Source organism: Chitinophagales bacterium (assembly GCA_016787225.1).
Taxonomy (GTDB): Bacteria; Bacteroidota; Bacteroidia; order Chitinophagales; family JADJOU01; genus CHPMRC01.
The window spans coordinates 70,833-94,613 of sequence record JAEUUY010000023.1 but is presented as its reverse complement, the minus strand read 5'-3'; the positions used below and the strand labels follow the sequence as shown (position 1 = coordinate 94,613).

Annotated in this window: 28 protein-coding genes and 1 riboswitch; of the genes, 9 read left to right on the top strand and 19 right to left on the bottom strand. The window is 34.9% G+C overall.

Features of this window, described 5'->3' with window-relative positions; genetic code table 11:
• Positions 1–100 precede the first annotated feature (100 nt).
• The gene (locus JNL75_09300) at positions 101–550 is read right to left on the bottom strand and encodes an RDD family protein (GenBank protein ID MBL7790007.1); all 450 of its coding nucleotides are present in this window, start codon (positions 548–550) and stop codon (positions 101–103) included.
• A gap of 151 nt (positions 551–701) precedes the next feature.
• Entirely contained in the window at positions 702–3,320 is a 2,619-nt protein-coding gene (gene cphA, locus JNL75_09295; protein MBL7790006.1) for a cyanophycin synthetase, read from the bottom strand.
• A 186-nt stretch (positions 3,321–3,506) separates the two neighbouring features.
• Between cphA and JNL75_09290 the strand changes: the two genes are divergently transcribed.
• Both JNL75_09290 and JNL75_09285 read left to right on the top strand, forming a co-directional pair.
• On the top strand, positions 3,507–4,388 hold the full coding sequence (locus JNL75_09290) for a cyanophycinase (protein ID MBL7790005.1): 882 nt from the start codon (positions 3,507–3,509) through the stop codon (positions 4,386–4,388).
• A 12-nt stretch (positions 4,389–4,400) separates the two neighbouring features.
• On the top strand, positions 4,401–5,243 hold the full coding sequence (locus JNL75_09285) for an isoaspartyl peptidase/L-asparaginase (protein MBL7790004.1): 843 nt from the start codon (positions 4,401–4,403) through the stop codon (positions 5,241–5,243).
• 3 nt (positions 5,244–5,246) lie between these two features.
• On the opposite strand, the gene JNL75_09280 is transcribed toward JNL75_09285, so the two are convergent.
• The 3 genes from JNL75_09280 to JNL75_09270 form a co-directional block, all read right to left on the bottom strand.
• Positions 5,247–5,981, bottom strand: coding sequence for a sulfite exporter TauE/SafE family protein (locus JNL75_09280; GenBank protein ID MBL7790003.1), 735 nt, complete (start codon positions 5,979–5,981; stop codon positions 5,247–5,249).
• Positions 5,982–6,044: 63 nt separating this feature from the next.
• Positions 6,045–6,803 (bottom strand): CPBP family intramembrane metalloprotease, encoded by a 759-nt coding sequence (locus JNL75_09275; GenBank protein ID MBL7790002.1) that lies wholly within the window; start codon positions 6,801–6,803, stop codon positions 6,045–6,047.
• 14 nt (positions 6,804–6,817) lie between these two features.
• Positions 6,818–8,032, bottom strand: a complete 1,215-nt coding sequence (locus tag JNL75_09270) for a CinA family nicotinamide mononucleotide deamidase-related protein (protein ID MBL7790001.1) — start codon at positions 8,030–8,032, stop codon at positions 6,818–6,820.
• 47 nt (positions 8,033–8,079) lie between these two features.
• Between JNL75_09270 and JNL75_09265 the strand changes: the two genes are divergently transcribed.
• On the top strand, positions 8,080–9,003 hold the full coding sequence (locus JNL75_09265; GenBank protein MBL7790000.1) for a methionyl-tRNA formyltransferase: 924 nt from the start codon (positions 8,080–8,082) through the stop codon (positions 9,001–9,003).
• A 57-nt stretch (positions 9,004–9,060) separates the two neighbouring features.
• Here the strand turns inward: JNL75_09265 and JNL75_09260 are convergent, their stop codons facing one another.
• A complete protein-coding gene (locus JNL75_09260) occupies positions 9,061–10,848 on the bottom strand; it encodes a TonB-dependent receptor plug domain-containing protein (protein MBL7789999.1) in 1,788 nt (595 codons plus the stop codon).
• A gap of 96 nt (positions 10,849–10,944) precedes the next feature.
• Positions 10,945–11,146, bottom strand: a riboswitch (cobalamin riboswitch).
• An 86-nt stretch (positions 11,147–11,232) separates the two neighbouring features.
• Between JNL75_09260 and JNL75_09255 the strand changes: the two genes are divergently transcribed.
• The gene (locus tag JNL75_09255) at positions 11,233–11,808 is read left to right on the top strand and encodes a hypothetical protein (GenBank protein MBL7789998.1); all 576 of its coding nucleotides are present in this window, start codon (positions 11,233–11,235) and stop codon (positions 11,806–11,808) included.
• 5 nt (positions 11,809–11,813) lie between these two features.
• Positions 11,814–12,134, top strand: a complete 321-nt coding sequence (locus tag JNL75_09250; protein MBL7789997.1) for a cysteine-rich CWC family protein — start codon at positions 11,814–11,816, stop codon at positions 12,132–12,134.
• Positions 12,135–12,173: 39 nt separating this feature from the next.
• Here the strand turns inward: JNL75_09250 and JNL75_09245 are convergent, their stop codons facing one another.
• The 4 genes from JNL75_09245 to JNL75_09230 all read right to left on the bottom strand — a co-directional run bounded on the left by JNL75_09245 (position 12,174) and on the right by JNL75_09230 (position 15,156).
• Positions 12,174–13,337, bottom strand: a complete 1,164-nt coding sequence (locus tag JNL75_09245) for a hypothetical protein (GenBank protein MBL7789996.1) — start codon at positions 13,335–13,337, stop codon at positions 12,174–12,176.
• Positions 13,338–13,353: 16 nt separating this feature from the next.
• Positions 13,354–14,016: a tRNA (5-methylaminomethyl-2-thiouridine)(34)-methyltransferase MnmD gene (mnmD, locus tag JNL75_09240; GenBank protein MBL7789995.1), complete on the bottom strand. Its 663-nt coding sequence runs from the start codon at positions 14,014–14,016 to the stop codon at positions 13,354–13,356.
• A gap of 3 nt (positions 14,017–14,019) precedes the next feature.
• On the bottom strand, positions 14,020–14,436 hold the full coding sequence (gene tsaE, locus JNL75_09235; protein MBL7789994.1) for a tRNA (adenosine(37)-N6)-threonylcarbamoyltransferase complex ATPase subunit type 1 TsaE: 417 nt from the start codon (positions 14,434–14,436) through the stop codon (positions 14,020–14,022).
• Positions 14,437–14,520: 84 nt separating this feature from the next.
• Positions 14,521–15,156 (bottom strand): DUF4294 domain-containing protein, encoded by a 636-nt coding sequence (locus JNL75_09230; GenBank protein MBL7789993.1) that lies wholly within the window; start codon positions 15,154–15,156, stop codon positions 14,521–14,523.
• Positions 15,157–15,336: 180 nt separating this feature from the next.
• On the opposite strand from JNL75_09230, the gene era reads away from it, so the two are divergent.
• From era to JNL75_09210, 4 genes are all read left to right on the top strand, one after another.
• Positions 15,337–16,254 (top strand): GTPase Era, encoded by a 918-nt coding sequence (gene era, locus JNL75_09225; protein ID MBL7789992.1) that lies wholly within the window; start codon positions 15,337–15,339, stop codon positions 16,252–16,254.
• Positions 16,251–17,579, top strand: a complete 1,329-nt coding sequence (gene der / locus JNL75_09220) for a ribosome biogenesis GTPase Der (protein MBL7789991.1) — start codon at positions 16,251–16,253, stop codon at positions 17,577–17,579. The genes era and der overlap by 4 nt, the downstream gene beginning before the upstream one ends.
• A gap of 89 nt (positions 17,580–17,668) precedes the next feature.
• Positions 17,669–17,863: a hypothetical protein gene (locus tag JNL75_09215; GenBank protein MBL7789990.1), complete on the top strand. Its 195-nt coding sequence runs from the start codon at positions 17,669–17,671 to the stop codon at positions 17,861–17,863.
• Positions 17,864–18,023: 160 nt separating this feature from the next.
• Positions 18,024–18,209, top strand: a complete 186-nt coding sequence (locus tag JNL75_09210; protein MBL7789989.1) for a hypothetical protein — start codon at positions 18,024–18,026, stop codon at positions 18,207–18,209.
• Between the two features lie 58 nt (positions 18,210–18,267).
• Here JNL75_09210 and JNL75_09205 read toward each other — a convergent pair whose 3' ends face one another.
• The 9 genes from JNL75_09205 to JNL75_09165 form a co-directional block, all read right to left on the bottom strand.
• A complete protein-coding gene (locus JNL75_09205; protein ID MBL7789988.1) occupies positions 18,268–19,608 on the bottom strand; it encodes a DUF4403 family protein in 1,341 nt (446 codons plus the stop codon).
• A 4-nt stretch (positions 19,609–19,612) separates the two neighbouring features.
• The gene (gene def / locus JNL75_09200; protein ID MBL7789987.1) at positions 19,613–20,176 is read right to left on the bottom strand and encodes a peptide deformylase; all 564 of its coding nucleotides are present in this window, start codon (positions 20,174–20,176) and stop codon (positions 19,613–19,615) included.
• Positions 20,173–20,595: a Holliday junction resolvase RuvX gene (ruvX, locus tag JNL75_09195; GenBank protein ID MBL7789986.1), complete on the bottom strand. Its 423-nt coding sequence runs from the start codon at positions 20,593–20,595 to the stop codon at positions 20,173–20,175. Before ruvX ends, def begins: the two co-directional genes overlap by 4 nt.
• Positions 20,596–20,597: 2 nt before the next feature.
• Positions 20,598–21,116: a DUF1573 domain-containing protein gene (locus JNL75_09190; GenBank protein ID MBL7789985.1), complete on the bottom strand. Its 519-nt coding sequence runs from the start codon at positions 21,114–21,116 to the stop codon at positions 20,598–20,600.
• 50 nt (positions 21,117–21,166) lie between these two features.
• Positions 21,167–21,625 (bottom strand): RecX family transcriptional regulator, encoded by a 459-nt coding sequence (locus JNL75_09185; GenBank protein MBL7789984.1) that lies wholly within the window; start codon positions 21,623–21,625, stop codon positions 21,167–21,169.
• Positions 21,612–21,941 carry a hypothetical protein gene (locus JNL75_09180; protein MBL7789983.1) on the bottom strand — a complete coding sequence of 110 codons (330 nt, stop codon included), beginning with the start codon at positions 21,939–21,941 and terminating at the stop codon, positions 21,612–21,614. Before JNL75_09180 ends, JNL75_09185 begins: the two co-directional genes overlap by 14 nt.
• 67 nt (positions 21,942–22,008) lie before the next feature.
• Complete coding sequence (locus tag JNL75_09175) at positions 22,009–22,797, bottom strand: DUF3108 domain-containing protein (GenBank protein MBL7789982.1); 789 nt, start codon at positions 22,795–22,797, stop codon at positions 22,009–22,011.
• A gap of 3 nt (positions 22,798–22,800) precedes the next feature.
• Complete coding sequence (mce, locus tag JNL75_09170; GenBank protein MBL7789981.1) at positions 22,801–23,202, bottom strand: methylmalonyl-CoA epimerase; 402 nt, start codon at positions 23,200–23,202, stop codon at positions 22,801–22,803.
• A gap of 159 nt (positions 23,203–23,361) precedes the next feature.
• Positions 23,362–23,733: a DUF2147 domain-containing protein gene (locus JNL75_09165; protein ID MBL7789980.1), complete on the bottom strand. Its 372-nt coding sequence runs from the start codon at positions 23,731–23,733 to the stop codon at positions 23,362–23,364.
• Positions 23,734–23,781 lie beyond the last annotated feature (48 nt).

Genomic DNA, 23,781 nt, shown 5'->3' with positions numbered 1-23,781 from the left:
TCGAATGATTAATTTTGCAAAACCCAAAAATCTTGAGAAGAGGAGTCATTCTCTCTAAGAATGATTCTTCTTCAAAAGAAATAAATTGATTTTATAACTCTCAACCAAAAATCAATTTACACACTTTAGTGAATACTACCTTTAAATTATTCAATATCCATTCATTTGCTAACAAACGATAGTGAAATAAAATGACTAATACTGAATTATAAAATAGTATGGGCATAGAAAAAAAAAGTCGTAGTAAAACTTGATAAAATTTAGGCTTATCTTCATTAGAAGCATTAATAACTTTAACATTAAAAATACTTTTTATAGGAGTTGTCCCAAATTGACTTATGCTAATCGTATAAAATGCAATGACGAGAAGATATCCTACAAAGGCAGCAATATAACTGGGTGTTATGGGCATCGATTGATTTGAAGTAAATATATTATAAAAGGTTTGTGCTTGACAAATAAGCATTATGGTGGTCATTAATAAAGCCTCTAAAAGCAATATTTTAAGTCTTACTGGTCTACTTATATCTATGAAATTAGCAGTAAACATATTTATAAGTTGTTTAAATAATATCTATTAATTAGCCGAAGAATTTTGTTACCAAATAAGACCAATCTTACATATAATAATATAGAAAATGAGAGAATTAAGCCATTCAACTTGTAACTTTAATCTTTCATTTTATTTTAAAGATTAAAAACTACCCTTCTTCATTCTCCTTATCCAGATACTCTTGTACCACATCGATAGCGTTCGTTATAACATCACTGAGGGCGGTGATAAAATAACCTTCTTCTGCCATATTCATAGCGTGTTTAAGCGCCTCTACTTCCTTAGGTATAGTTTCGTAGGTGACATTTTTACCAGAAGCTTTTAAACCTTCTAGGAGCAGGCCATTGATATTTTCTTCTGTACGTCCACGGAGGTGCTTTTCCTGACGGATGATGATATGGTCAAACATACGACCAGCTATCTCTGCACAATCTCTTATATCCTCATCTCTTCGGTCACCTACACCTGCGATGATTCCTATTTTCTTTTTGGCTTCTATCGTAGACAAAAACTCTTCGATACCCTTATAGCCCATTGGATTGTGAGCGAAGTCTATCATGACTTTAAATTTCTTAAATTCAAAGATGTTCATTCGTCCTGGAGTTTGTGCTGCACCTGGCAGGAAGGTTTTGAGTGATAGACTGATATCATCGGTTTTGAATCCATAGAGATAGCTGGCTAGAGAGGCGGCAAGTACATTTGCTATCATGTATTTGGCTTTGCCACCAAAGGTGAGAGGAACATGTGCTGCTTTTTCTATTCGTATTTTCCACTCTCCACGCTTTATGGTGATATAGCCATTTTCATATACCGCCAGTATTTTATTTTGTTTGGAGAGCTTTCTAGCTTCAGGTGAGTTTTCGTCCATTGAGAAATAGGCAACTTGACATTCTAGTTCCTTAGCCATTTTCATGCAGTTTTCGTCGTCGGCATTTATGATAGCCCAGCCATCTTTTTTTACACTTCGAACTACTACAGATTTTACTCGAGCGAGGTCTTCTATGGTATCGATATCACTAATACCGAGGTGATCCCCTTGCAGATTGGTAATGATGCCAATATCGCAGCGGTGAAATCCAAGCCCAGAACGCAAGATACCACCACGAGCAGTTTCCAGTACAGCGAACTCTACACTAGGGTCTTTCAAAATATATTCAGCAGAAAGAGGACCAGTGGTATCTCCCTTTTCCATCATATGGTTTTGAATATAGATGCCATCTGAGGTCGTGAAACCTACCTTATAACCATTATTTTTTACTATATGGGCTATCAGACGAGTAGTAGTGGTTTTCCCATTCGTTCCAGTAATAGCAATAATTGGTATTCTACTAGGTTTGCCTAGTGGGTAGAGCATATCCATAACTGGAGCGGCTACGTTTCTAGGCAGACCTTCTGCTGGGGCTAAGTGCATTCTAAATCCCGGTGCAGCATTGACTTCTAGAATGCAGCCTCCATTTTCTTTTAAAGGCTCGGTGAGATTGGGAGCCATAATATCGATACCGCATATATCCAAGCCTATAATGCGAGATATACGCTCACAAAGAAAGATGTTCTCAGGATGCATGAGATCTGTGACATCGGTAGAAGTTCCGCCCGTACTTAAATTAGCCGTAGATTTAAGATAGACAATCTCCTTTTTCTTAGGAATAGTTTCTAGGGTATATCCTTTTTTACTCAATAAATCCTCGGTATCTCTATCTACATTGATTTCAGTCAAAACGTTTTCATGTCCATAGCCTCTTCGCGGGTCTTTATTGGTTTCTTCGATGAGTTCTTGAATAGTTAGTGTGCCATCGCCTACAACATGCGCAGGTTCTCTCTTAGCAGCTGCGACGAGTTTATTATCTATAACTAATACACGAAAATCAAATCCTGTGACGAACTTCTCTACTATGACTTTGCGGCTAATTTTTTTAGCTACGGCGAGGCCTTCCACAGCCTCTTCCCAGGTTTTGACATTGATAGAAATACCCCGTCCATGGTTGCCATCGAGAGGTTTGACTACGATAGGATAACCTATTTTCTTGATGGTATTCTCTAAATCTTCTTCATCTACACAGATATCACCTTTCGCCACAGGTATAGACGCCATATCCAGCATGCGTTTGGTCGCTTCTTTGTCACAAGCTAGGTCTACCGCGATAGAGCTGGTTTTACAGGTAATGGTAGCCTGAAATCGCATTTGATTGACCCCATAACCAAGCTGCACTAAAGAGTTTGTGCCTAACCGAATCCAAGGTATATCTCTAGCCACAGCCTCATCGACAATACTGCCTGTAGAAGGACCAAGACGTACACGCTCTCTAATTTCTCTCATTTTTTGAATATCGGCCTCTAGATCATAAGGTTTATCATCTGCCAGTGCCTGAGCAATAGCTACAGATGCCTCTGCAGCAAATAAACCTACATTTTCCTCCAGATAGCTAAATACGACATTATATACCCCAGGAGTTTTTGTTTCTCTGGTACGACCAAAGCCGGTGTCCATGCCTGCCATGGTCTGAATTTCAAGAGCAATATGCTCAATCACATGACCCATCCAAGTTCCTTTATCTACGCGCTGAAAAAACCCACCTCTGCAGCCTTCCGAACAACGGTGTTCTACCAGAGTAGGCATAAGAGCTTCTAGTCTTTCACGGAATCCTTTGATCTTATTGGTAGGCAATAGCTCCATTTCTTCAAGATCTAGACGCATTTGAATCAATTTCTTTCGATTGATACTCCAGATATTTGGACCACGTAAAGCCTGTATTTTTAGAATCTTCATACCTATAATTTATAGTTAAAAGTTGATGATGACATTTTTAGTTTGGCTAAAAATAGAATATTATTCAAATAATTGAGTTTTTTTTTGTTTTTTGGATGAATTTGAAGGTATATTCTTATTAGAATTTCACACTATGGGGAAAAGTATTTGTTAAGGGAATATTATGACACCCTTAAATTTGCATCTATGATAAAAGGAAAATTAGTCGTCATAGGAGGTGCAGTCGATAAAGGCAGCTTTACTGAGAAGGAATTTGACGCCAATGTAGAAAAGAATTTAAATTTCTTTGAAAAAGGTATTTTACGTCGAATAATCGATGAATCATTGTTAAAAGAGGATTCACGAATAGAAATAATCACGACAGCCTCTAAAATACCTAAAACGGTTGGACCTGAATATAAAAAGGCTTTTGAATTTCTCGGGTGTAACCATGTTGATGTTTTACATATTGAAAATAGAGAAATAGCTAATCAAGAGGAAACCCTAGAAAGATTGCAGAATGCGAATATTGTTATGTTTACCGGGGGAGACCAACTTCGATTAACATCTATCCTTGGTGGTACGAAGTTTCATGATATATTACTTGATAAATACCAGAATGAAGATTTCGTATATGCTGGTACATCAGCAGGTGCGGCAGCGGCTTCCAATAATATGATTTACCAAGGTTCCAGTCAAGAGGCCTTGCTCAAAGGCGAGGTAAAAATCACGAGTGGTTTAGGACTTATCAATGATGTGATTATCGATACACATTTCGTGCAGCGAGGCAGAATTGGTCGCTTGTTTCAAGCTGTGGTAGGAAATCCAAAAGTGCTAGGGATAGGTCTTGGCGAAGATACTGGGCTACTCATTACACAAAATAATACCCACATGGAGGCAATAGGCTCTGGGCTTGTTATTTTGGTAGATGGTAGAGAGGTAAAGGACACCAACTTAACCGCTGTAGAAATGGGTCAGCCGATATCTATCAATCATCTGGTCACTCACGTGATGAGTCAATATGATACCTTTGACCTCGATACTTATAAAATGACTATCAAGTCATCTAGTTTCGTTCTAGTTCCTTAATTCTCTATCTCAATGAAAATCATTATTCACGGGGGTTTTTTCTCCGAATCATCACAAAGCCTGGAAACTAAAAAGGCTAAGCAAGATGCACTAGCTAGAATTGTTCAGGATAGTTACGAATATTTAAAATCTCACACTGCCTTGGAGACAGTTGTCTATGCTGTGAGTTTGCTTGAAGATGATGAACTTTTCAATGCTGGCATAGGCTCTATGATTCAAAGTGATGGGAAAATACGCATGAGTGCTTCGCTCATGGATGGGGTATCCAAAAAAATGAGTGGTGTTATTAATTTAGAACAAACTAAAAATCCTATTCAAGTAGCTCACGTTTTACAAAAAGAACAAGATAGAATCCTAGCAGGGGAGGGTGCTACTGATTACGCAAGAAGACATGGATTTGAACAATTCTCTACAGAAATACCAAAACGACGAGAAGAATACGAAGCTAAGTTAAAATCACTAGGTACAGGTACGGTGGGTTGTGTAGTTTTAGATAAAAACGGCTATCTAGCAGCAGCTACTTCGACAGGAGGTAAGGGCTTTGAACTAGTGGGCCGTGTTTCTGATTCAGCTACGGTAGCAGGAAACTATGCCAACGATTTCTGTGGAGTGAGTCTTACAGGTGTAGGCGAAGACATAGTCAGTGGGGCTATGGCGGCAAAAATTGTTACGCGAGTGACAGATGGTATGAGTTTAGAAAAGGCTGTAGAAAAGACCTTTGATGAAATCAAACCCTTTGATGGCTTTGCTGGTGCTATTTGTATCGATAAATTTGGTAATATCGTGCATCGGGATTCTTTTCCAACTATGGTCTTTGCAAGCTTTGATGGAATTAGTCTTGAAGTTTTTCTTTAAGTTTTACTTCGCTTCAAATAATAATTTATAGAGTTGTAATATCGTTGTCGATAGTATAATTATCAAAACAAGTTTTCTAAAATTTGATTGACTGAGGTAAACGAGTAGTCTTTTTCCAATATAGCTGCCAATAATGGCAATAACAATTAGTCCAGGCAATATCAGATAAGATTCTTTATTCATGTACCCATTGAACAAGTAAACTATAGTTCTACTTATATCTACACCTAAATCGATGAATGCTGAAGTTGATATTAAAATAGACTTTTCTAGTTGAAGGCTTGTTAATGCTAATCCTCTGATAGCTCCACCACTGCCAATTATTCCAGCAAAAAATCCTGAAAAAATTCCACTGCTAACTAGATTTCTATTATTAATTTCAATCCCTTTGTCAGAGTATATTAAGAGCAATATTGCAATAAAGCACAATGTAAAGCAAACAAAAATTTCTAGATAATGCGTTGGTATATACTTGCTTAATAATGCACCAATAATTACAAACACAATAGCTGGAATCCCTAATTTAAGTAAAATGTTTTTATCTAAATGTTTATGAAATAAAAAAATCTTTGCCAGATTACTAAAAACGTGAAACATGCCTGTAATGCCTAATACTTCTTTTACATCAAAAAAATATGAAGCTAACGGCACAAATAGTATGGAAGAACCGAATCCGCTTAGAGTTCCTATAACTTCGGCTACAAAGGCTAAGAAATAAAAAAGATAATATTTTTCCAATTATATAAATATTGAAACCACTATCTAGTTTCCAAAAAAACTAAATCGTCAACTTAAAATTAGTTACGATATCTGGAAAATATTTCCCAGCATAATCATACACAAATGCGCTACCATATGCCCTATCATAGCGCTTTCCAAACCTTTTTTCCAATATAGCCAGCCAAACAATAAACCGGCTATACTATTCCCAATAATTATATATGCAATGGTTGATACTCCTGGTTGAGATACAGCTTGAAACACTACTGGTAAATGACCTGCAGCAAATAGCAAACTACTGACGATTATCCCTAGCCAAAACTTTAGTTCTGGTGGAGATTTGACTACGAATGAAAATAAATAAACGAATAAACTCATGAGACCAAATCTAGTCAAGATTTCTTCAGTAATGCCGCCATATAAAATTCTCGCAGCAATATGTAAATTGACATCTTTATTCAGGAGTGCAAATTCAGCTGGAAATGATTGTTTATAAAAATGACTGACCAATACAATGAGTGCACCTGCTAGTGTCCCTAGGGCTATTCCATAGATTAGTATTTCTTTCCAATTAAAGTCTTGTTCATATAATCCGCTGAGTTTCCCTAGAATTGGAGATCGAAGTCCCACCTTATTGAAGGTGAATATCCCTAGAAAAATTGAAACGAATAACATAATAGCTGGATTAATGAGCATTAACCACTTTAGAGTTTTTGGACTCACTTTATCTAACACTTCAGGAGGAATGGAACCCATCGGCAGATCAACAAAAAGCAAACTGAATACTCCACTGAGACCAAGTATAAATAAAATCAAACCTAGAAATAATCTTTTTTGCATAATTAAAGGGGGGTTTAAATTAAAAATTCTTTATATAAACTTACTAAAGCAACTCTAGCTATAGCTTCCTTATTCTTTGTTCTGGGATAAAATAGGTCTATTCTTTTTATTCTTATTTTATCACTTTGTCCATAAGCAATATATGCATGAGGTTTATATTCTCCGAACTTTTCTAGATATCCTACTACTGCTATACCATAATCTGCTTGTGTCTTTGTCAAGGCTAGAGATAATAAGCTTTTAGCACATTCTTCACTGACGGCTGAATACGTATTTAATAACTCATGTTCAATTAGAAGTTGTGAAGTTTTAAATTCGTCGGTATATACATTCCATCCGCCTTTGTACACAGCAGAAGAACCACTATTATTGGTTACTAGATTCGAAATATAGCCTCCTGTGCAGCTCTCCACCAAGGTGATAGTTTTATTTTGATCTTTTAAAGTTTGAAAAACGAGTTCCTCAATAGGAGATTTTGAATCACCATAGATATATTCTTTGAGAACTTCACGTATCTGATTCGCATAATTATCTATTTCTGTTTTTTGGTCAAAGTTGCCGCTTAGCCTTAAATTCACTGCCATAGGCGAAGGAAGATAGGCAAGACTTATGCCCTCTCCAATACTAGACTCGATATGCTCGATCTTTTTTGCAAGAAAACTCTCCCCAAGTCCTGATGTTTGGATGTAGGCATAATAGAGGGAAGGTAGATTATATTTTTTTTGAAGTCGTTCAAGGAGGTACGTCTGAATTAAGTATTCCATTTCATAAGGAACACCAGGTAGACAGATTAGAATTTTGCCTTCATGCTCAAACCACATACCAGGCGCCGTACCTCGCGCATTGAATAGTACGTAGGCATTTTCAGGCACATCAGATTGAGCTTCATTTACAGGCAAGAATGGTACATTTCTAGATTCGAAAAACGCTTTAACATGCTTGAATGTTTGTTCATCGCGTTTGAATCCTACACCAAATAGATCCGCAATTGCTTTTTTAGTAATATCGTCTTTCGTAGGGCCCAATCCACCCGTAGTTATAATAATAGGAGCAGTTTTCCATGCCTCAGTAATGGTAGTTTGAATCTCCTTGAGATCATCACTTATGGCTATACGTTTATGAACCGCTATCCCTATTTCATTGAGCCGCTGCGCTATAAATGCAGAATTTGTATCTATAACCTGACCTATGAGTAATTCGTCACCTATGGTGATTAAAGTAGATTTCATTATCTACAAATATAAAACAACTAGCAGAATAAGCCTTATTTTTACACATGATGAGAAGGAAATTAAGAATAGCTTTTTTTGGTACTCCCGATTTCGCGGTAGCCAGTTTGAAAAAAATATTAGAGATGGGCTGGAATGTGGTTGCTGTCATTACTGCCCCAGATAAACCAAGTGGTAGAGGACAGCAATTAAGTGTATCAGAAGTTAAGAAATATGCATTAGATCAGCATTTAAATATTTATCAACCTGAGAAGTTAAAGTCTCCAGATTTTGTCGAATTATATAAAAGCTTAAATATAGATTTAGCAGTAGTAGTAGCTTTTCGCATGATGCCAGAGGTTATATGGGCGGCACCTAGAATTGGTACAATTAATTTGCATGGCTCATTATTACCGAATTATCGCGGTGCAGCACCTATTAACTGGGCTATTATCAATGGGGAAAAGGAAACAGGAGTCACGACTTTTTTTATCAATCATGAAATAGATAAAGGTGATTTGTTGTTTCAAAAAACTTGTAAAATAGAAGACTCCGATAATTTTGGAACCCTTTATACCAAGTTGAAAGAGATAGGGGCGGATTTATTGCACGAAACACTAGTGAGAATAGAAGAAGGGAATTACCAAAGTTCTAAACAAGAATTTAAGCCAAGCGATAAAGCAGCACCTAAAATAGATAAAGATATACTAGAGATTAAGGATTTCCAATCTTCGGAGGCAATACATAATTTGGTAAGAGGGCTCATACCTGTGTACAAGCCATTCTTTACCTATAAAGATAAAAAGTATATTGTTAAAAATGGAAGATTTAGTTTAGAAGCAATAAATGAAGAACCTGGGGATATCGTCACAGACAATTTATCCTATTTAAAAATCGCCTGCAATAATGGTTATTACTGGATTACAGATATACAGGCAGAAGGCAAGAAGCCTATGGATATCAAGAGTTTTTTTAATGGGAATCAGATTTAAATAGCCACGAATTCACTAATTCTAATTTGTTAAATTCGTGAATTCGTGGCTAAGATGTTAATTAATGATAGCCGTCACACTCATATAATAATTTCTCAGCGGCATAGCAAAGCTATTGATCTCCTGATAATCTTCATTCCATAAATTATCTATACCTATACTCCAGTTAATTTGATTTCTTTTGAGATTTTGCTTAAATGTCCCTTTGATATTTGTTAAGAAATAGGGATTCAGGCGCATAGTATTATTTCCGTTTATAAAACGATGTGAGGTATAATTATTCGACATTTGGATTTCATACTTAGGGTTGATATATTCCAGCGTCACAATATTTTTAAAGCTTGGAACATAGGTTAAATATTTCCCATCTCCATCTTTCGCATCAATATAGTTCATAGATACAATTGTTCTGAAAAATTGATTGGCTTTTAAAGAACGCAACCATTCAAGGTGGGTCTGGATACCATAATTTCTTACTTTGCTTATATTGATAGGTTGTCCGAAACTAAAGTCAGCACTAAAGGTATCACGAATATTGTCATTACTGATAAGCATATAGGGCTCTACATTGAGTCGAATTTTATCCGTTGTACCTTTGTGCTCATATCTCCATACATTTCTAAGTTGATAGTTCGTTTCCGGCTCTAGATTTCTATTTCCTGTATAGGTAAAGAAAGGATCGACTAAATTATAGAAAAGCTCATCGCCATTGGGATTTCTCTGATTGATATCTCCTATCAACTGCACCGAGAGCCTATCGCTAGCTTTGTAAGTCGCAGATAGAAAAGGTAGAAATAAATTTGAAAAATAGGAATGAGTAACAGATTTTATTCCTCCTTCAAAGGTCCAATTCGCCATAGGAGTATAGGCTAGATTGACTTGCTGGCTAGCTTCATTTATGACCTCCTCCTGTTTATAATTCGTAGAATTCATTACAAATCTACTTGGGTAGAGTTTATAGTCGAGCTTAAATTTATCAGTAAAAGAGGTATGATAATGCACAAAACCTCTGAATGATTGCGTTTCAAACTTTGAGTTTACAGAGAACCCATCATTTGGAAAATAGTCTCTCTTTTCATTGTAGTAAGCGAGTTTAACAGTGAGGTTATTGTTTTTTACCCCTAGAAAGGTTCTCAAATTATTATCTCTTAAATTAGCCTTGGAAGGGAAACTTAGTGAACCTGGATTATCTCTATTGGTATGTAAATACCATAGCCCTGATTCTATTTCCCAATTTTTGCCTAGTGGATAAGAAAAGGAAACTTGAGTGTTGGATTGCGCTTGACCATTGTTGTCCATTCTCTTTCGCTCACCTTTTGTATTATAGAATTCAAAATTATTGACGCCATGGATATATTGCTGATTGATAGAAATATTACCCTTACCTATTCGAGCATTCGCTTCTATTTTATGCGAATACAAACTTGAAAGATAGGCTGTAGATGAGAGTGCTAGGTAGTTTTCATTTCTATTGGGATGAGAAAGTGAAAAGCTTCCCGCCGTGGTTAGTCTATTATTATTAATATCAAATTGAAGTGATTGAGTCAAAAAACTAGGAATTTGATTGAGGTCATAAAGCCCCTGACTAGGAGAGTTTATAGGGAGTTCATTCCATAGTAATGTAATGTTTTGCGCTCCCATACCTCTAAGAGATATCGTAGAAGATTGTCCAAAGCCTGTATTTCGAATATAAATATCTCCGAACTGGTTTTGTAAATTATTTGCTGGGAAAATCTCTGGCATATAATCGGCTCTTACGTTTGATTTTTTCAGCGATTTGATTTCTACTCCTTTTAGCAGATAACTCGTGTCCTTATCCTGCGCTAGAAGAGTTAGAGAGGTCATTACGCATAAGCATAATGTTGCACGGAATGCGTACGTCATTTTTTTCATTGTTGTTTGGTTAATAAATTTAATAATATCCACCCATGCACAGTGAGAGAATGTATTGCTTTATTGGGTAGGTTTCCTGACTTATTCCTTTTCTCCTTCCTTCCCATAAACCAGAGGTTCACAGTGGATTTGCTTGGCGAAAAACAATTGGAACTTACAGTAGCTGGCACTGCTGCGGATTCGCACCGCATTCCCGTTTTTAAAGATAGTATCTTATGCAGACCTTATCTCCCAACGCTGCAAATATATAGACTTAGCTTTTTCTTTATCAAATTTTCTTTTTGTTTGAAATGAATCTTATATTTTTGCATTAGAATCAATAACTACTATATAATTATGAATAATAAAATAGATTTGAAATTAAGTGCTTTAGTTGGAATTATTATACTAATAGCTTTAGCTCGCTTGATTCCTGCTATGCCAAATTTTTCTCCTATGGCAGCCATTGCATTATTTTGTGCAGCCCATTTTGATAAATTATGGAAGGCTATTGCAGTGACCTTATTCGCAACTTTTTTTAGTGATCTTATTCTCAATAATACCATTTATTCTTCTATGAATAATGGATTTACTATTTTCTATGATGGTTTTATTTGGCAATATTTGGCCTATGCAGCTATAGCATTTTTAGGTTCTAAAATTTTTACTAGTATTAATAAATTTAAAGTAGTTGGCGGCAGTTTAGCTACAACACTAGTATTTTTTCTAATTTCTAATTTTGGTGCTTGGATTTCTCTTCCATTTTATACTAAAGATATTTCTGGTTTAATGGCTTCCTATGCAGCTGGTATTCCATTTATAAAAAATACGTTGCTCAGTGATTTGATATATTCTTGTCTTCTTTTTGGAGGATATTTTGTATTGCAGAATCGCTTCGCATCAATTAGACTTCCGTATTTGAAGTACGCATAATCATTGTGCAAAAAATCTGTCAACGCTGCAGTTCTGACTTTACTTGCCTCACCAATGATATAGCTCACTGCGCTTGTAGTTCTATCCAACTTTCTTCTGAAACAAAAACTTACTTGGCCAAGACCAAGTATAATTGCCTTTGCAATAACTGCTTAAAGGAGTTCAATCAAATACTTAAAGAGATAAGTCAAGAATCAGTGTCGAATTCTGTTATGATAGAAGGCTTGGATTATTACTACGAAGGTCCTTACAAAGTAATGACAGAATATTTTCATATCAAGCGAGGATTCTGCTGCGGGAGTGGGTGCAGGCATTGTGCTTATTAGATTCACTTCTCGGAAATCAGAGACTTCCGAGAAGTGAATCTAATTCTTCCTCAATTTCGCCATATAAAATCCATCGCCTGCATAGTTTCTTGGCTCTAATACTAGCTGGTCTTCCATTTTATATCCATTGCGAGTGATATATTCTATTTGCTTTTGATTTTCAGATTCAAATAGGCTACAAGTAGAATATAGCAGCTGCCCACCAGATTTTAAAGTTTTATCAAATAAATGGAAAAGTTCGCGCTGTTTTGTTAATTTTTCTTCGAGTGTTTTTTGAGAGATTCTGTATTTGATGTCAGGCTGCCTTTTCAGCGTTCCACTACCAGTGCAAGGTACGTCCATACAGAGGATATCCGCCATACCTTGGTATTTTTCCAGCACTTTATCTTTAGCCATATCCGTCACTACTTTATGGTCTTTCCATTTATTAATACGTAGTCTCAGATGTTCTAGTTTTTTACGTTCATTATCACATGCTAAATGAAGAGGATTATAGTTTCTCGTTTTATCAATGATATGAGTCGTTTTGCCGCCATTTCCTGCGCAGGATTCTATTATGGTATTGGCATTTGAAAAATCGACAAACTCTCCTATTATTTGTGAGCCGATATCTTGTATCTCGAAAAAACTCTGATTCTCATGAAAAAATTGGCGGTGCGTCTGAGTCCGGTTCAATAGGCGTATACAATTCAAGTTAAATGTACGCCCTTCGATTTTGACTTTAGTTATTATTTCATGTGGTATTTCTTGCTCCTGAAGCTTTTGGGCAAATTTATTTAAGCTTAATAAACTGGTATTGACTCTTAGGTAAATATTACCAGGCTGCTGCATGGCCTTTAAATTGTCTGAACTATTCGGATCTTCTTTTTGATAAATATCCCGTAAGGATTTAGGCAATGAAAGACGAATGTGTTCTTCTAAATCTATATTTGATTTAAGAGTTTCATAATCTGTAGCATGTTCTGTCATATTGCTGAGGTAAGCTCCTATAACACCTTTGTTTTCATATTTTCCAATGTATTCTAACAATTCAAAGCGACGCACGATATCATAAGCTGCCTGATAAAAGTTTCGTCGATCTTTAGCTCCCCATTTTTTGTGAAAATCAACTTTCTTTTTGAGTTCATTGTCTAATACAGCACCTTGTCCTACAAGGTCCAAGACTTCTTCTAAAGCTTTAATTTGATTGGGAAATAAGCGCATGTATTGTTTTGAAATATTAGTGATTTGTTATTGTTTTTCGTGCTCTTGTCATTTCTCGTTTCCCAACTGGACCTGCAGGTGATTCTACGAGAAAGCCTGCCGTTTTGAGATTGCGCTTAACCTGACCTTTAGCACAATAAGTAACTAGTATGCCATCTGAATGCATGCTTTCGTAGATTTTTTTAAATATTGACTCTGTCCAAAGTTCAGGTTGCGCATTGGGTGAAAATGCATCGAAATAGATTAAATCGAAAACTTGATTGAATTTGATACTAATCAAGTCATCAATTGATTTTTGAAATTGGAATTTATTGAATTTATGTACTTCACCCCATTCTGATTGATTCAATTGGCTTAATAAAAGATTAAGTTGATCATCTTGTGTTTTAAATTCATGATATACATTTTTCTCAACAGGAAATTTTTCGATGGAATAGTATTGAATATCTAGCTTATTTTTGATGGCATACTGCCATGTCAATACAGCGTTGAGACCAGTTCCATAGCCCATTTCAAAGATGGATATCTTGCTTTTAGTTTTTAAAATTTCTGATAAGCCATGTTCAATAAATACATGATTGCTCTCAGATATAGCGCCATGTATAGAGTGATAGGTTTGTTGAAAGGTCTCACTAAAGAGTGTAGGGGAGAGGTCTTTGGTTTGTTCTAGTCTAGTCATATGTTATTCAATAACCTTAGCTATAATATGTCTGTGATTTTCTCCTTGATGAGAAATATTTACTAAGACATAAGGTTTAGGAATCAGTTTTTCTGCATGCTGATGCCATTCAATAAAGCAATAACTCCCACTAAAGAGGTAATCTTCTATCCCTATATGTATTGCTTCGTCTTCATTTTTCAATCGATACCAATCCATATGATATAATACCCCTAGAGTTGAATTATACTCGTTGACAATCGAGAATGTAGGGCTAGAAAGAGAGTCAGTACTTCCTAAACAGCGGCAAATTTCTTCTATTAAAGTGGTCTTGCCTGCACCTAATGGACCTTCAAAACAGAAAATTCGATAATCTTCAAAGTGCTTGACTAGCTCCTTAACTATCGACTCTATATCAGCAAGATTATAGTTCAAAATCATTCAAGAACGAAATTAACTCAAAAAGAAGAAATTCGTTTATTTTGTTTGTATAAATACTAGTTACTAGTGACAAACCACTAGCAACTAAATGCCTGAATATACAGGCAGCTGACCTTCTGACTTCAATAGTTGAACCATATTTTCTATATCCTTATCTATTGCTGGATCAAAAGTGTCTTTTAGAGAGTACCCATGATTTTTTGCAGCAAATTGATAGAAAATGCAATTAATCCAGCTTTTTGATTCTCGCAGAAGCTGATAGGTAGTCTTACCAGTTTCTCTGTGAATTAATTTTACTAGAACTGGTCCATCAGTAGTATAAAGGGCTTTAATTTCATTTTCAAACCGATCTCTAAGTTCTTTTTCTTTTGTTTTGAGATAAGTTCTTTTTTCTTTATTTGACATATTGCTCGTAGCCTGAGAAGAAGTCTCATAAATTTGTTTAGCCATTAGTGCATAAGGGTAGAGTTTGATGACTCGACGCTTTAACTTCTGATAGGCTTCTTCTTCTTCGGGAGTTCTCACATTGCCCTTTTCTGTTATATCTACCTGGGGCAATGATTTTTTTAATACCGTGTCCACATGAGGATTGATAGTTCGGTCTATTTCTATAGTCTCAGCAGGCTTGACTTCATCTTGGACAGGCGTGGATTGTGCAGTAATTTGAACAGAATGGATAGAAAATATAGCGAGGGATATAATGATTTTATTCAGTTTCATGTTTTAGGAAATTACTTGTAAATATAAACGAATCGAAATTTCTTTTATTTTTTTGTTCCTAACTTGGATATAAAATTTTAACTAAGGTTTAAATTGTTGGCTAAGTATACTAACAACTAGCTTTTCTTTTAAAAATCCCAAACAGTAATACAATTAGTTTAATTTTGCCTTGGTTTCTTCATGACGTCATCAAATTTTAAATCTGGTTTTATCAATATAGTTGGATTGCCTAATGTAGGTAAATCTTCGCTTATCAATATGCTTTTAGAAGAAAAGCTTTCGATAGTGAATAGTAAATCCCAGACCACTCGTCAAAACATCAAAGGTTTTATACACGCAGAGGGCTATCAATTGATTTTAGTGGATACACCGGGCTTTATTGACGAGCCTGCTTATCAGCTGCAAATCAATATGAATTCATACATTGAGTTGGCCTTAGAAGAAGCGGACATCATCGTTTTAGTAGTCGATAAATATAATTTATTAAAAGATGACCATCCGCTGATTTCGGAAATTAAGAGAGTAAAAAAGAAGATATTTCTGGTTATTAATAAAGTGGATCAATGTTCACCAGAAGAGGTCAAAAAGTTAATTTCCTATTATGAATCAATTTTAAAGTTTGATGAAATTGTATGCATTTCCGCTGAACTTCATCTTGGCAAACAAGGATTTTTAGATTTATTAGTAAAGCATATACCGATTCATCCACCGTATTATGATCATCAGGACTGGACGGACAGGAATATGCGGTTTTTCGCTTCTGAAATTATTCGAGAAAAAATATTTTCAAGCTATCAGAAGGAGATTCCCTATAGTACAGAAGTAGTTATAAGTAAGTATCAGGAAAAAGACAGTGGAGAGTCTATTATAGAGGCTATTGTCTATGTGGAGCGTGAATCACAAAAACGAATTTTGATAGGTCATCAGGCTGAAAAAATCAAGAAAATATCGGCTGAAGCTCGTCATGAAATAGAATCTTATACGGGCACTAAGATTCATTTGTTTATTTTTGTCAAAGTATTGGAAGACTGGAGGAGTAAAGACAAGATACTCGAAAAGTTTGGATACTTCAATCCGAAGAAGATAGATAAGAAATGAACAAGACAGTAGCAATAGTCGGTAGGCCGAATGTAGGTAAATCCACACTTTTTAATCGATTGGTAGGTGAACGCAAAGCTATAGTAGATGATATTAGCGGAGTAACGCGTGATAGAATCTACGGAGAAGTAGAATGGAATGGTGTTATTTTTGATTTAATAGATACAGGAGGCTATGTCGATAGCAGTCAAGATGTGTTTGAAAAGGCGATTAAAGAGCAGGTAAAAATTGCCTTAGACGAGGCTCGAATCATATTGTTTGTTGTAGATGTCACCACTGGAATTACCTCCTTGGACGATGATGTAGCGGATATGCTGCGAAAATCTAATAAGGATGTCTTACTAGTCGTCAATAAGGTAGATAATACTAAACGATTGCATGAAAGTGCTGAGTTTTATGGATTGGGTTTTGCTGAAATGTATCCATTATCCTCTATTTCTGGTTCAGGTACGGGAGAAATCTTAGATGCTATAGTAGAGAAATTGCCTAAGGAAACTACTGAAGATGAATTGACTAAAGAGGAAATTGAAGCTATGGAAATACCCAAAGTGGCAATTATTGGACAACCCAACGTGGGTAAAAGTTCTCTCGTAAATGCACTCATGGGAGAGGAACGCAATATCGTAACAGATATCGCAGGAACTACACGCGATTCGATATACTCCGAATACAAGAAATTTGATAAACACCTAGTTTTTATTGACACTGCTGGTATTAGACGCAAAACCAAGGTCCATGAAAATTTAGAATTTTATTCTGTTATTCGTGCGATACGATCGATAGAAGAAGCAGATGTCGTATTGCTTATGATTAATGCGCAAACAGGAATTGAGGCTCAGGATATGTCTCTATTTAAAATAGTGCAACGGAGAAGAAAAGCCATAGTTATCATAGTCAATAAATGGGATTTGTTGGAAAAGGAGACGAATACTATGAAAGAATATGAAGCAAAATTAAGAGCGAAATTAGCTCCTTTTAATGATATTCCTATTCTATTCACTTCTGTAACAGAAAAACAAAGGATATTTAAGTTATTAGAATTTATAGAGTCTGTATCGAAGGCACAGCGAAGAAGAATACCTACTAGCCAATTGAATGATGTCATGCTTAAAATTATCGAAGCTACACCACCACCATCGCATAGAGGTAATTTTATTAAAATAAAATATATAACCCAATTGCACGCTCATACGCCAACCTTTGCTTTTTTCTGCAATCACCCGAAATATGTGCCAGAGCACTATAAGAACTTCTTAAAAAATAAACTGAGAGAAAATTTTGATTTTAAGGGAATCAACATAAACCTAATTTTTAAAGAAAAGTAATTAATTATTTTTAACAAAATAATGGTTGCAAATACCAAATTAGCTATATCTTTGCAGCGAATTTTAAAAAACATATAAATTTTAGAAAAATGAAAAAATTAGCACTTTTATTGACAGTTGCAACTTTCGCAATCACTTCTTGTAACGAGACTAAGCCAGCTGAAGAGGCTGTAGAGGCTACTGCTGAGGTAGCTACAGACGCTGCTGCTGCAGTTGTAGATACTGCTGCTGCTACTGCTGTAGTTGATTCTGCTGCTGCTGCTGTTGCTCCTGCAACGAAGTAAGAATAATTGGTCTATTAAGATAATTATTTAGAACGTTCTATAAGATAGACTGCCTTTAGGCAGTCTATTTTTTTTTACATTAGTTTGAAATTGTTGATACTTGCGACAATATAGTCAAGGGTGTTTTCTAACTTTGCATTGAATTTTAAAAAATCAATTAATGAAAAAATTAGCACTTATCGCATTGACTGCATCTTCACTTACTATCCTTAGTTGTAATAATGAAGAGAAGAAAACTGAAGAAGTAACTATGGATCAAGCTGTAGAGCAAATGACACAAGCATTAGATTCTGCAAATGTAGTAGCACCAGCTACTGATTCTGCTGCTGATCCAGCTGCACATTAATCATATAAAGGTATATATGAATTGTAAAGGGTTGACTATCAGAATGGTCAACCCTTTTTTATTTTTCTACTTCAAGGCTGCCTTTCGCTATAAGAGTAAGTAATATGTTTGTTTCATTACAAACAAGAGAACTCGGCATCAGTTGCCATACCTTACCTGTCATCTTGAACCCATTCTGAGTCCTATTGAGCGCTTGGTTGGTTGATAATAAACAGTAATCCAGTAGCTCATTTACTGGCATGGAAAAATTTTCCTCTAAATTTCTTTCAATTTTGCCATTAAATAGCCAATTGGCTATCTTGTGTAGAATGTTTTTAGTTTTGAAATCAAATTCCAAGTTTCGCATTTTCACCGTCCTGTTTAATTCGTCATAGTATAAATTTCCTTGTATAAAAACTTTTCCATTGAATGAGCCCGTTAGGTCACTTTCTATCATCAACTTATTGTTGTTTGCGTATAATGAGATATCGTTTACAGTGATCTTATATTTGCGCTCTTGAAAACTAAACTCCTGATTTAAAAATTTTTTCCTCGCTATGTTACTAGCTTCTAAATAAGGTATAGTCACCAAAGTATATAAGCTAAAACTGTCGTAATTAAACAATTTATAATTCAAAGGCGGTATATCCTGAACCTTCGGGGTGCTTAACATAGAATCATATCCTATGGATGATATGACTTTGATATTGACCTTGAAAGCAGATATAATATAATTTTCGTCTTGTGTAAATGGCAGAGCTTCAATATTTTGAGGAATGATCGCGAGCCAGGTATTATAGTCATCAGATACTTTTTGCGGTTCCTTCATTAGATTCCATACATCGATTATCTGAGTTTTTAAATTTATATTTTTGGCTATCTGAGAATCGATAATACCAGCGTATTCTCCTTGTTTACTATCTAAAATCTTTTCTGCAATTGGAGTGATAGGAACTTGAAGTGATACAAAATTCAGACTTGGCTTTTGCGTCCAGATATAACCATTTTTCAGAGTTTTAGTAGTCAATTGCCAATCCTTAGAAATATTATATACGAGGTGAAAGGACATAATAAGTCTAAATTCAGTATTCTTATAAGTATATATACCTAGTGCACCAACTCCTTTCTCAATCCACACTTTGAGTGGAACGTCTACTTTGAGTACATTATTTTTCACGGAACTTAAACGTATATCCCCATCCTTCCATACGGTACATTTTAGTTGATCATTATTTTCATCTGTGTAGAGACTATCTTTGTAAATGATTCCCTTGATAGCCTGATTCGTCGTTTCTTCTAATTTCTTTATACTTAACTTAAAAGGAAACTGAAGAGAGGAGCTTTGAACAAATGTTTCGGTCTGCGCTAAAGCAGATAAACCCCAAAATAGTAGAATAGTTATTTTAAATATCAGCTTCAATTTTCTATGCAAATTTCATTTTATATCTACAATTGATATCGCCTTTTTTAATATCTTCTAATTTTCTTTTTATCATCTGCTTTTTAAGCGGTTTTAATTTCTCAATGAAAAGTATACCTTCGATATGGTCATATTCGTGCTGAATAACTCTGGCTGTAAAACCTGTAAATACCTTCTCATTTAGTTCTAGCTGGGCGTCATAGTATCTAATTTTTATCGCTTTTTCTCGTTCTACATGTCCATAAATATTGGGGATACTGAGGCAACCCTCTTCTAATGAATGCAGTCCGCCATTTTCTTCAATCATTTCAGCATTTATGAACACTTCCCTTAAGCCTTCTTCAGATTTGTCTTTCCGCTCATCATCATCATTGACTTTGCTGCTATCTATTATAAATAGTCTAATGGATAATCCTACTTGAGGAGCTGCCAATCCTACACCTTTACAGTGATACATAGTCTCAAACATATCTGAAATAATGGGTTTGAGCTTGGACCCATCGAGTTCTACAGGATTCGCTTTTTTCTTTAGAACTGGTTGTCCAAAGGCATAAATAGGGAGTATCATTTGTTTAAATTGGATTTTAAATCTAAATAATTTTGAAGTATAATAACTGCTGCAACCACATCAATATTAGCCTTATTTTTTCGCTTCTCCTTTCCTACACCACTATCTAGAATGGATTGAAATGCTATTTTAGAGGTGAATCTTTCATCTATTTCTTCGATGTATTTATCAGGGAAACATTGATTTAGTTTTATTTTCAATTCGACTATATCCTTGGCTATTTCGTTTAGTTGATTATTGAGTTTTAAAGGTTTTCCTATAACGAAACCCTCGACAACTTCTTTTTCGCAATAGCCCTTTAAATAAGATAATAAGTCATTCGAAGCAACTGATACTAAGTGTGTAGCAATGATCTGCAAGTTATCTGTGACAGATAATCCGCAACGTTTTTTACCATAATCAATCCCTATGATTCTCAAAATTAATTTGATTTTACATAAATCTTGAAATAAACAGGCTTCTCTTTAGGTTCTGTATTACCAAAAATGGAGAGCTTATTCATATTAAATCCACTTTTTTTGGCACTATTATACTCTATTTTGACAGTCCCAGTGTCTCCAGCTTGAATTGGTTTAGTGTCGTAGCTCGGTATTGTACAGCCACAGGAGACCTTTATATCTGTTATGAAATATGGATTTTTACCAGAATTGATAAATTTTATTTCTCTAGTTATGACCTTATTCTTTGGTATCGTATCAAAATCGTATTCATTCATTAAAAACTCTATGGTTGTTGGGTTTTGATAGAAATAGTCATTATTATCAGCTCCAAAAATTGGATTTTGAAGTTTATTATACTCAGCTTCTGCTTTGACCTTTTCATTTAAAGAAACTAAGCCGTTTTCAGTTGAACTATTTTCCTGTTTATCCACTAAAATATAAACTAAAAATAAGCATATAAATAACAGTAAAATGGTAGCTAATTTCCAAATGTTTCGCATAATTTTAAATATAGGGCAAAGTTAATAAATTTATCAAAATAACTGCTAGTTCATTGACTTATGAAGTTTCTGAACTCATCATACCTATAGCCTTTTGATAATAAGTATCTTACCAGCTTAGTTTTAGTTTCTTGTTTATCATATTTAGCTATGAGAGTCTCCTTCTTTTTATTTATTAATGCTTCCAAATTTGCTTGGTAACATATTTTATCTAACTCAGCGCAAACCTCATTAATGAGATTATCTCGAATACCTTTATGTTTTAATCCATAACGAATTTTTTCTACCCCATCACGCTTATAGGTGACTTTTGAGTGGACATAGGCTCTGACATATCGCTCCTCGTCGATAAATTTATTCTCTAGAAGAGAATTTATTAAATTATCAGTAAACTCGCTAGGGACTTTTATTTTGGTCATTTTTAATTTAACTTCCGAAATACAGCGCTCTTGATATGCGCAATAATGCTCCAGTTTTTCGAGATATTTTTTAAACTCAACCTCGTTCATAACTATTCCTATAAAGCTTATAAATATAAAGTAAAAACGAAAGAATACCTGCAATGAAAAAGGGTAGACTGAAATATACCTCTCCTTTATTAAAAAACTCCAGCGTCATCCAGGTAGAATTAGCAAGTATCCAAAATAATACGGATAGATTAACCCAGAAATCAATCTGTTTTTTTGTAATCATTAAAATCCAAAAAGCGGCTGCTATGGTAGGTAATACCATGATAGTTCCTAAAATTTTAAAATCCATAGCCCAGCATAAATCTTTAACTAACCATAGAAGCACATGGAAATTTTCTATAACTTTTTTATTCACTGCTATAGTTTGATGCTATTAAACTTAAAAATAACTTTCATTTTTTTTATTTTAGATGTTTTGAAAGCTATTTGGCCTTATACTTAGTCAATACAGCGGCTATTTTGCCAACCTTAATCGGAGATTCAATGAAAACAGGAAGTCTGAGGTCGTCATCCGTCATATAAATTCTCATTTTATCAACTTCTGAGAATACATTTCCTTTGATGAGAATAGGTTGTAAGACTAGGCATTGAAAGCTACCATATTCTGTTGAAATTTCTTGACTACCATGATATTTAACTCCTATGGTAAAAACTTCATTGTCTATAAATAAAGGAAAGCTAAATTGTCCGCCACTATCTAATTTTTTATAGTCCAGTGTTCTAGCATAAAGTATTGCTGATACCACGTCTTGAGTATTCTCCGGTATGGTCATCGTATCAATGATATGAGATTTTTTAAAATCTTGCATTTCTGCGATTACTTCTTGCTTCTCGTGAAAAAAATTGAAGTCATTATGTATTTTTAGTCCACCTTCATTTACCCTTCTCAGGAAAAACTTTGGTAGGCATGTATTTGTCTCCGTGACAGTAGCATATTCATCTCTAACCTTGTAAAATAAATCAAAAGCTGGGGCAGTGCTACCTCTGGCTATTAATACCGTATGATGTTTATCATTTACCGCTCGTTCGCTTAATTCGAAGATAACATTGCCTGCTGTAACCCAAACCTCACTGAATTTATATATGACCCTATATTTGAAATATTCACCTGATTTAAATTGATTTACAGGTAATAAATCTTTACTTCGAGATTGACTATGGAGTATACTAAATACAAATAGAGAACTAAGAGTGAAAACGAATGCTTTCAATGTCTAATTTTGTTTTTGACAAAGTTCCACGAGACTACCACCTGTAGTCTTTGGATGAAAAAAGAAAACTAACTTATTTGCTGCTCCAATTTTGGGAGCTTCTTGCAGTGGTTCGAAGCCTTCCTTTTTCATACGTTCTATTTCCTTATAAATATCTGGAACTAAGAAAGCCATGTGATGTATTCCTTCCCCTTTTTTCATAATAAATTTCGATATAGGGGAATCTTCTCCTATACCTTCGAGTAGTTCTATTTTAGAGTCTTGACCTGTTTTAAAAAATGCTACTCTTACTTTTTGATTTTCTAAAATTTCTTCATGATATGCGCTGCTCTGTAGAATTTTTTCATACATGATTTTGGCTTGTTCTATATCTTTTACCGCTATTCCTATGTGGTCTAAAATCATTTGAGTAATAGTTCTAAAGGGTGATTTTTTGAAAAATAAATTTAGAATTTAATCCCTAAAAAAATGAGAGGTTATTGTCTAAATTATGATTTTTAATATTGAATTTTAATTTTGGACAATAGACGGAAGATAGAGTCAATAAAAAGTTTGGATGGCATATTATTTTAACCTTCTCCATGTTTGAGATTTGGTGATAAATAAGACCTTTCCAGTCACTATCAGTTTATCAGGACCATTCATTTTGAGAAAACCATTGTATTCTTTGCCCGAATCTGCTTTGTATATCTTACCGCCATCCCATTTGTCTCCGTGCTTTTTCATATTATAAATGATTACCATTCCTACCAGTGGCTTGTTCTTACGGTCACCATCGCAGACTTCGCATACACTGTTATTAGGCTTGAGCAGCAGTTTTATAATTTTTCCAAATAACTTCCCATCTCTTTCATAGATTTCTACATGTGACTTTTCCTTGCCCGTTTCGTCATCAATGGTAACCCAGATACCGATAGGAGATGATTGTGCACTCATTTTTAAGGAATAAATGCCAATGAATAACATGCACAATAATAATTTTTG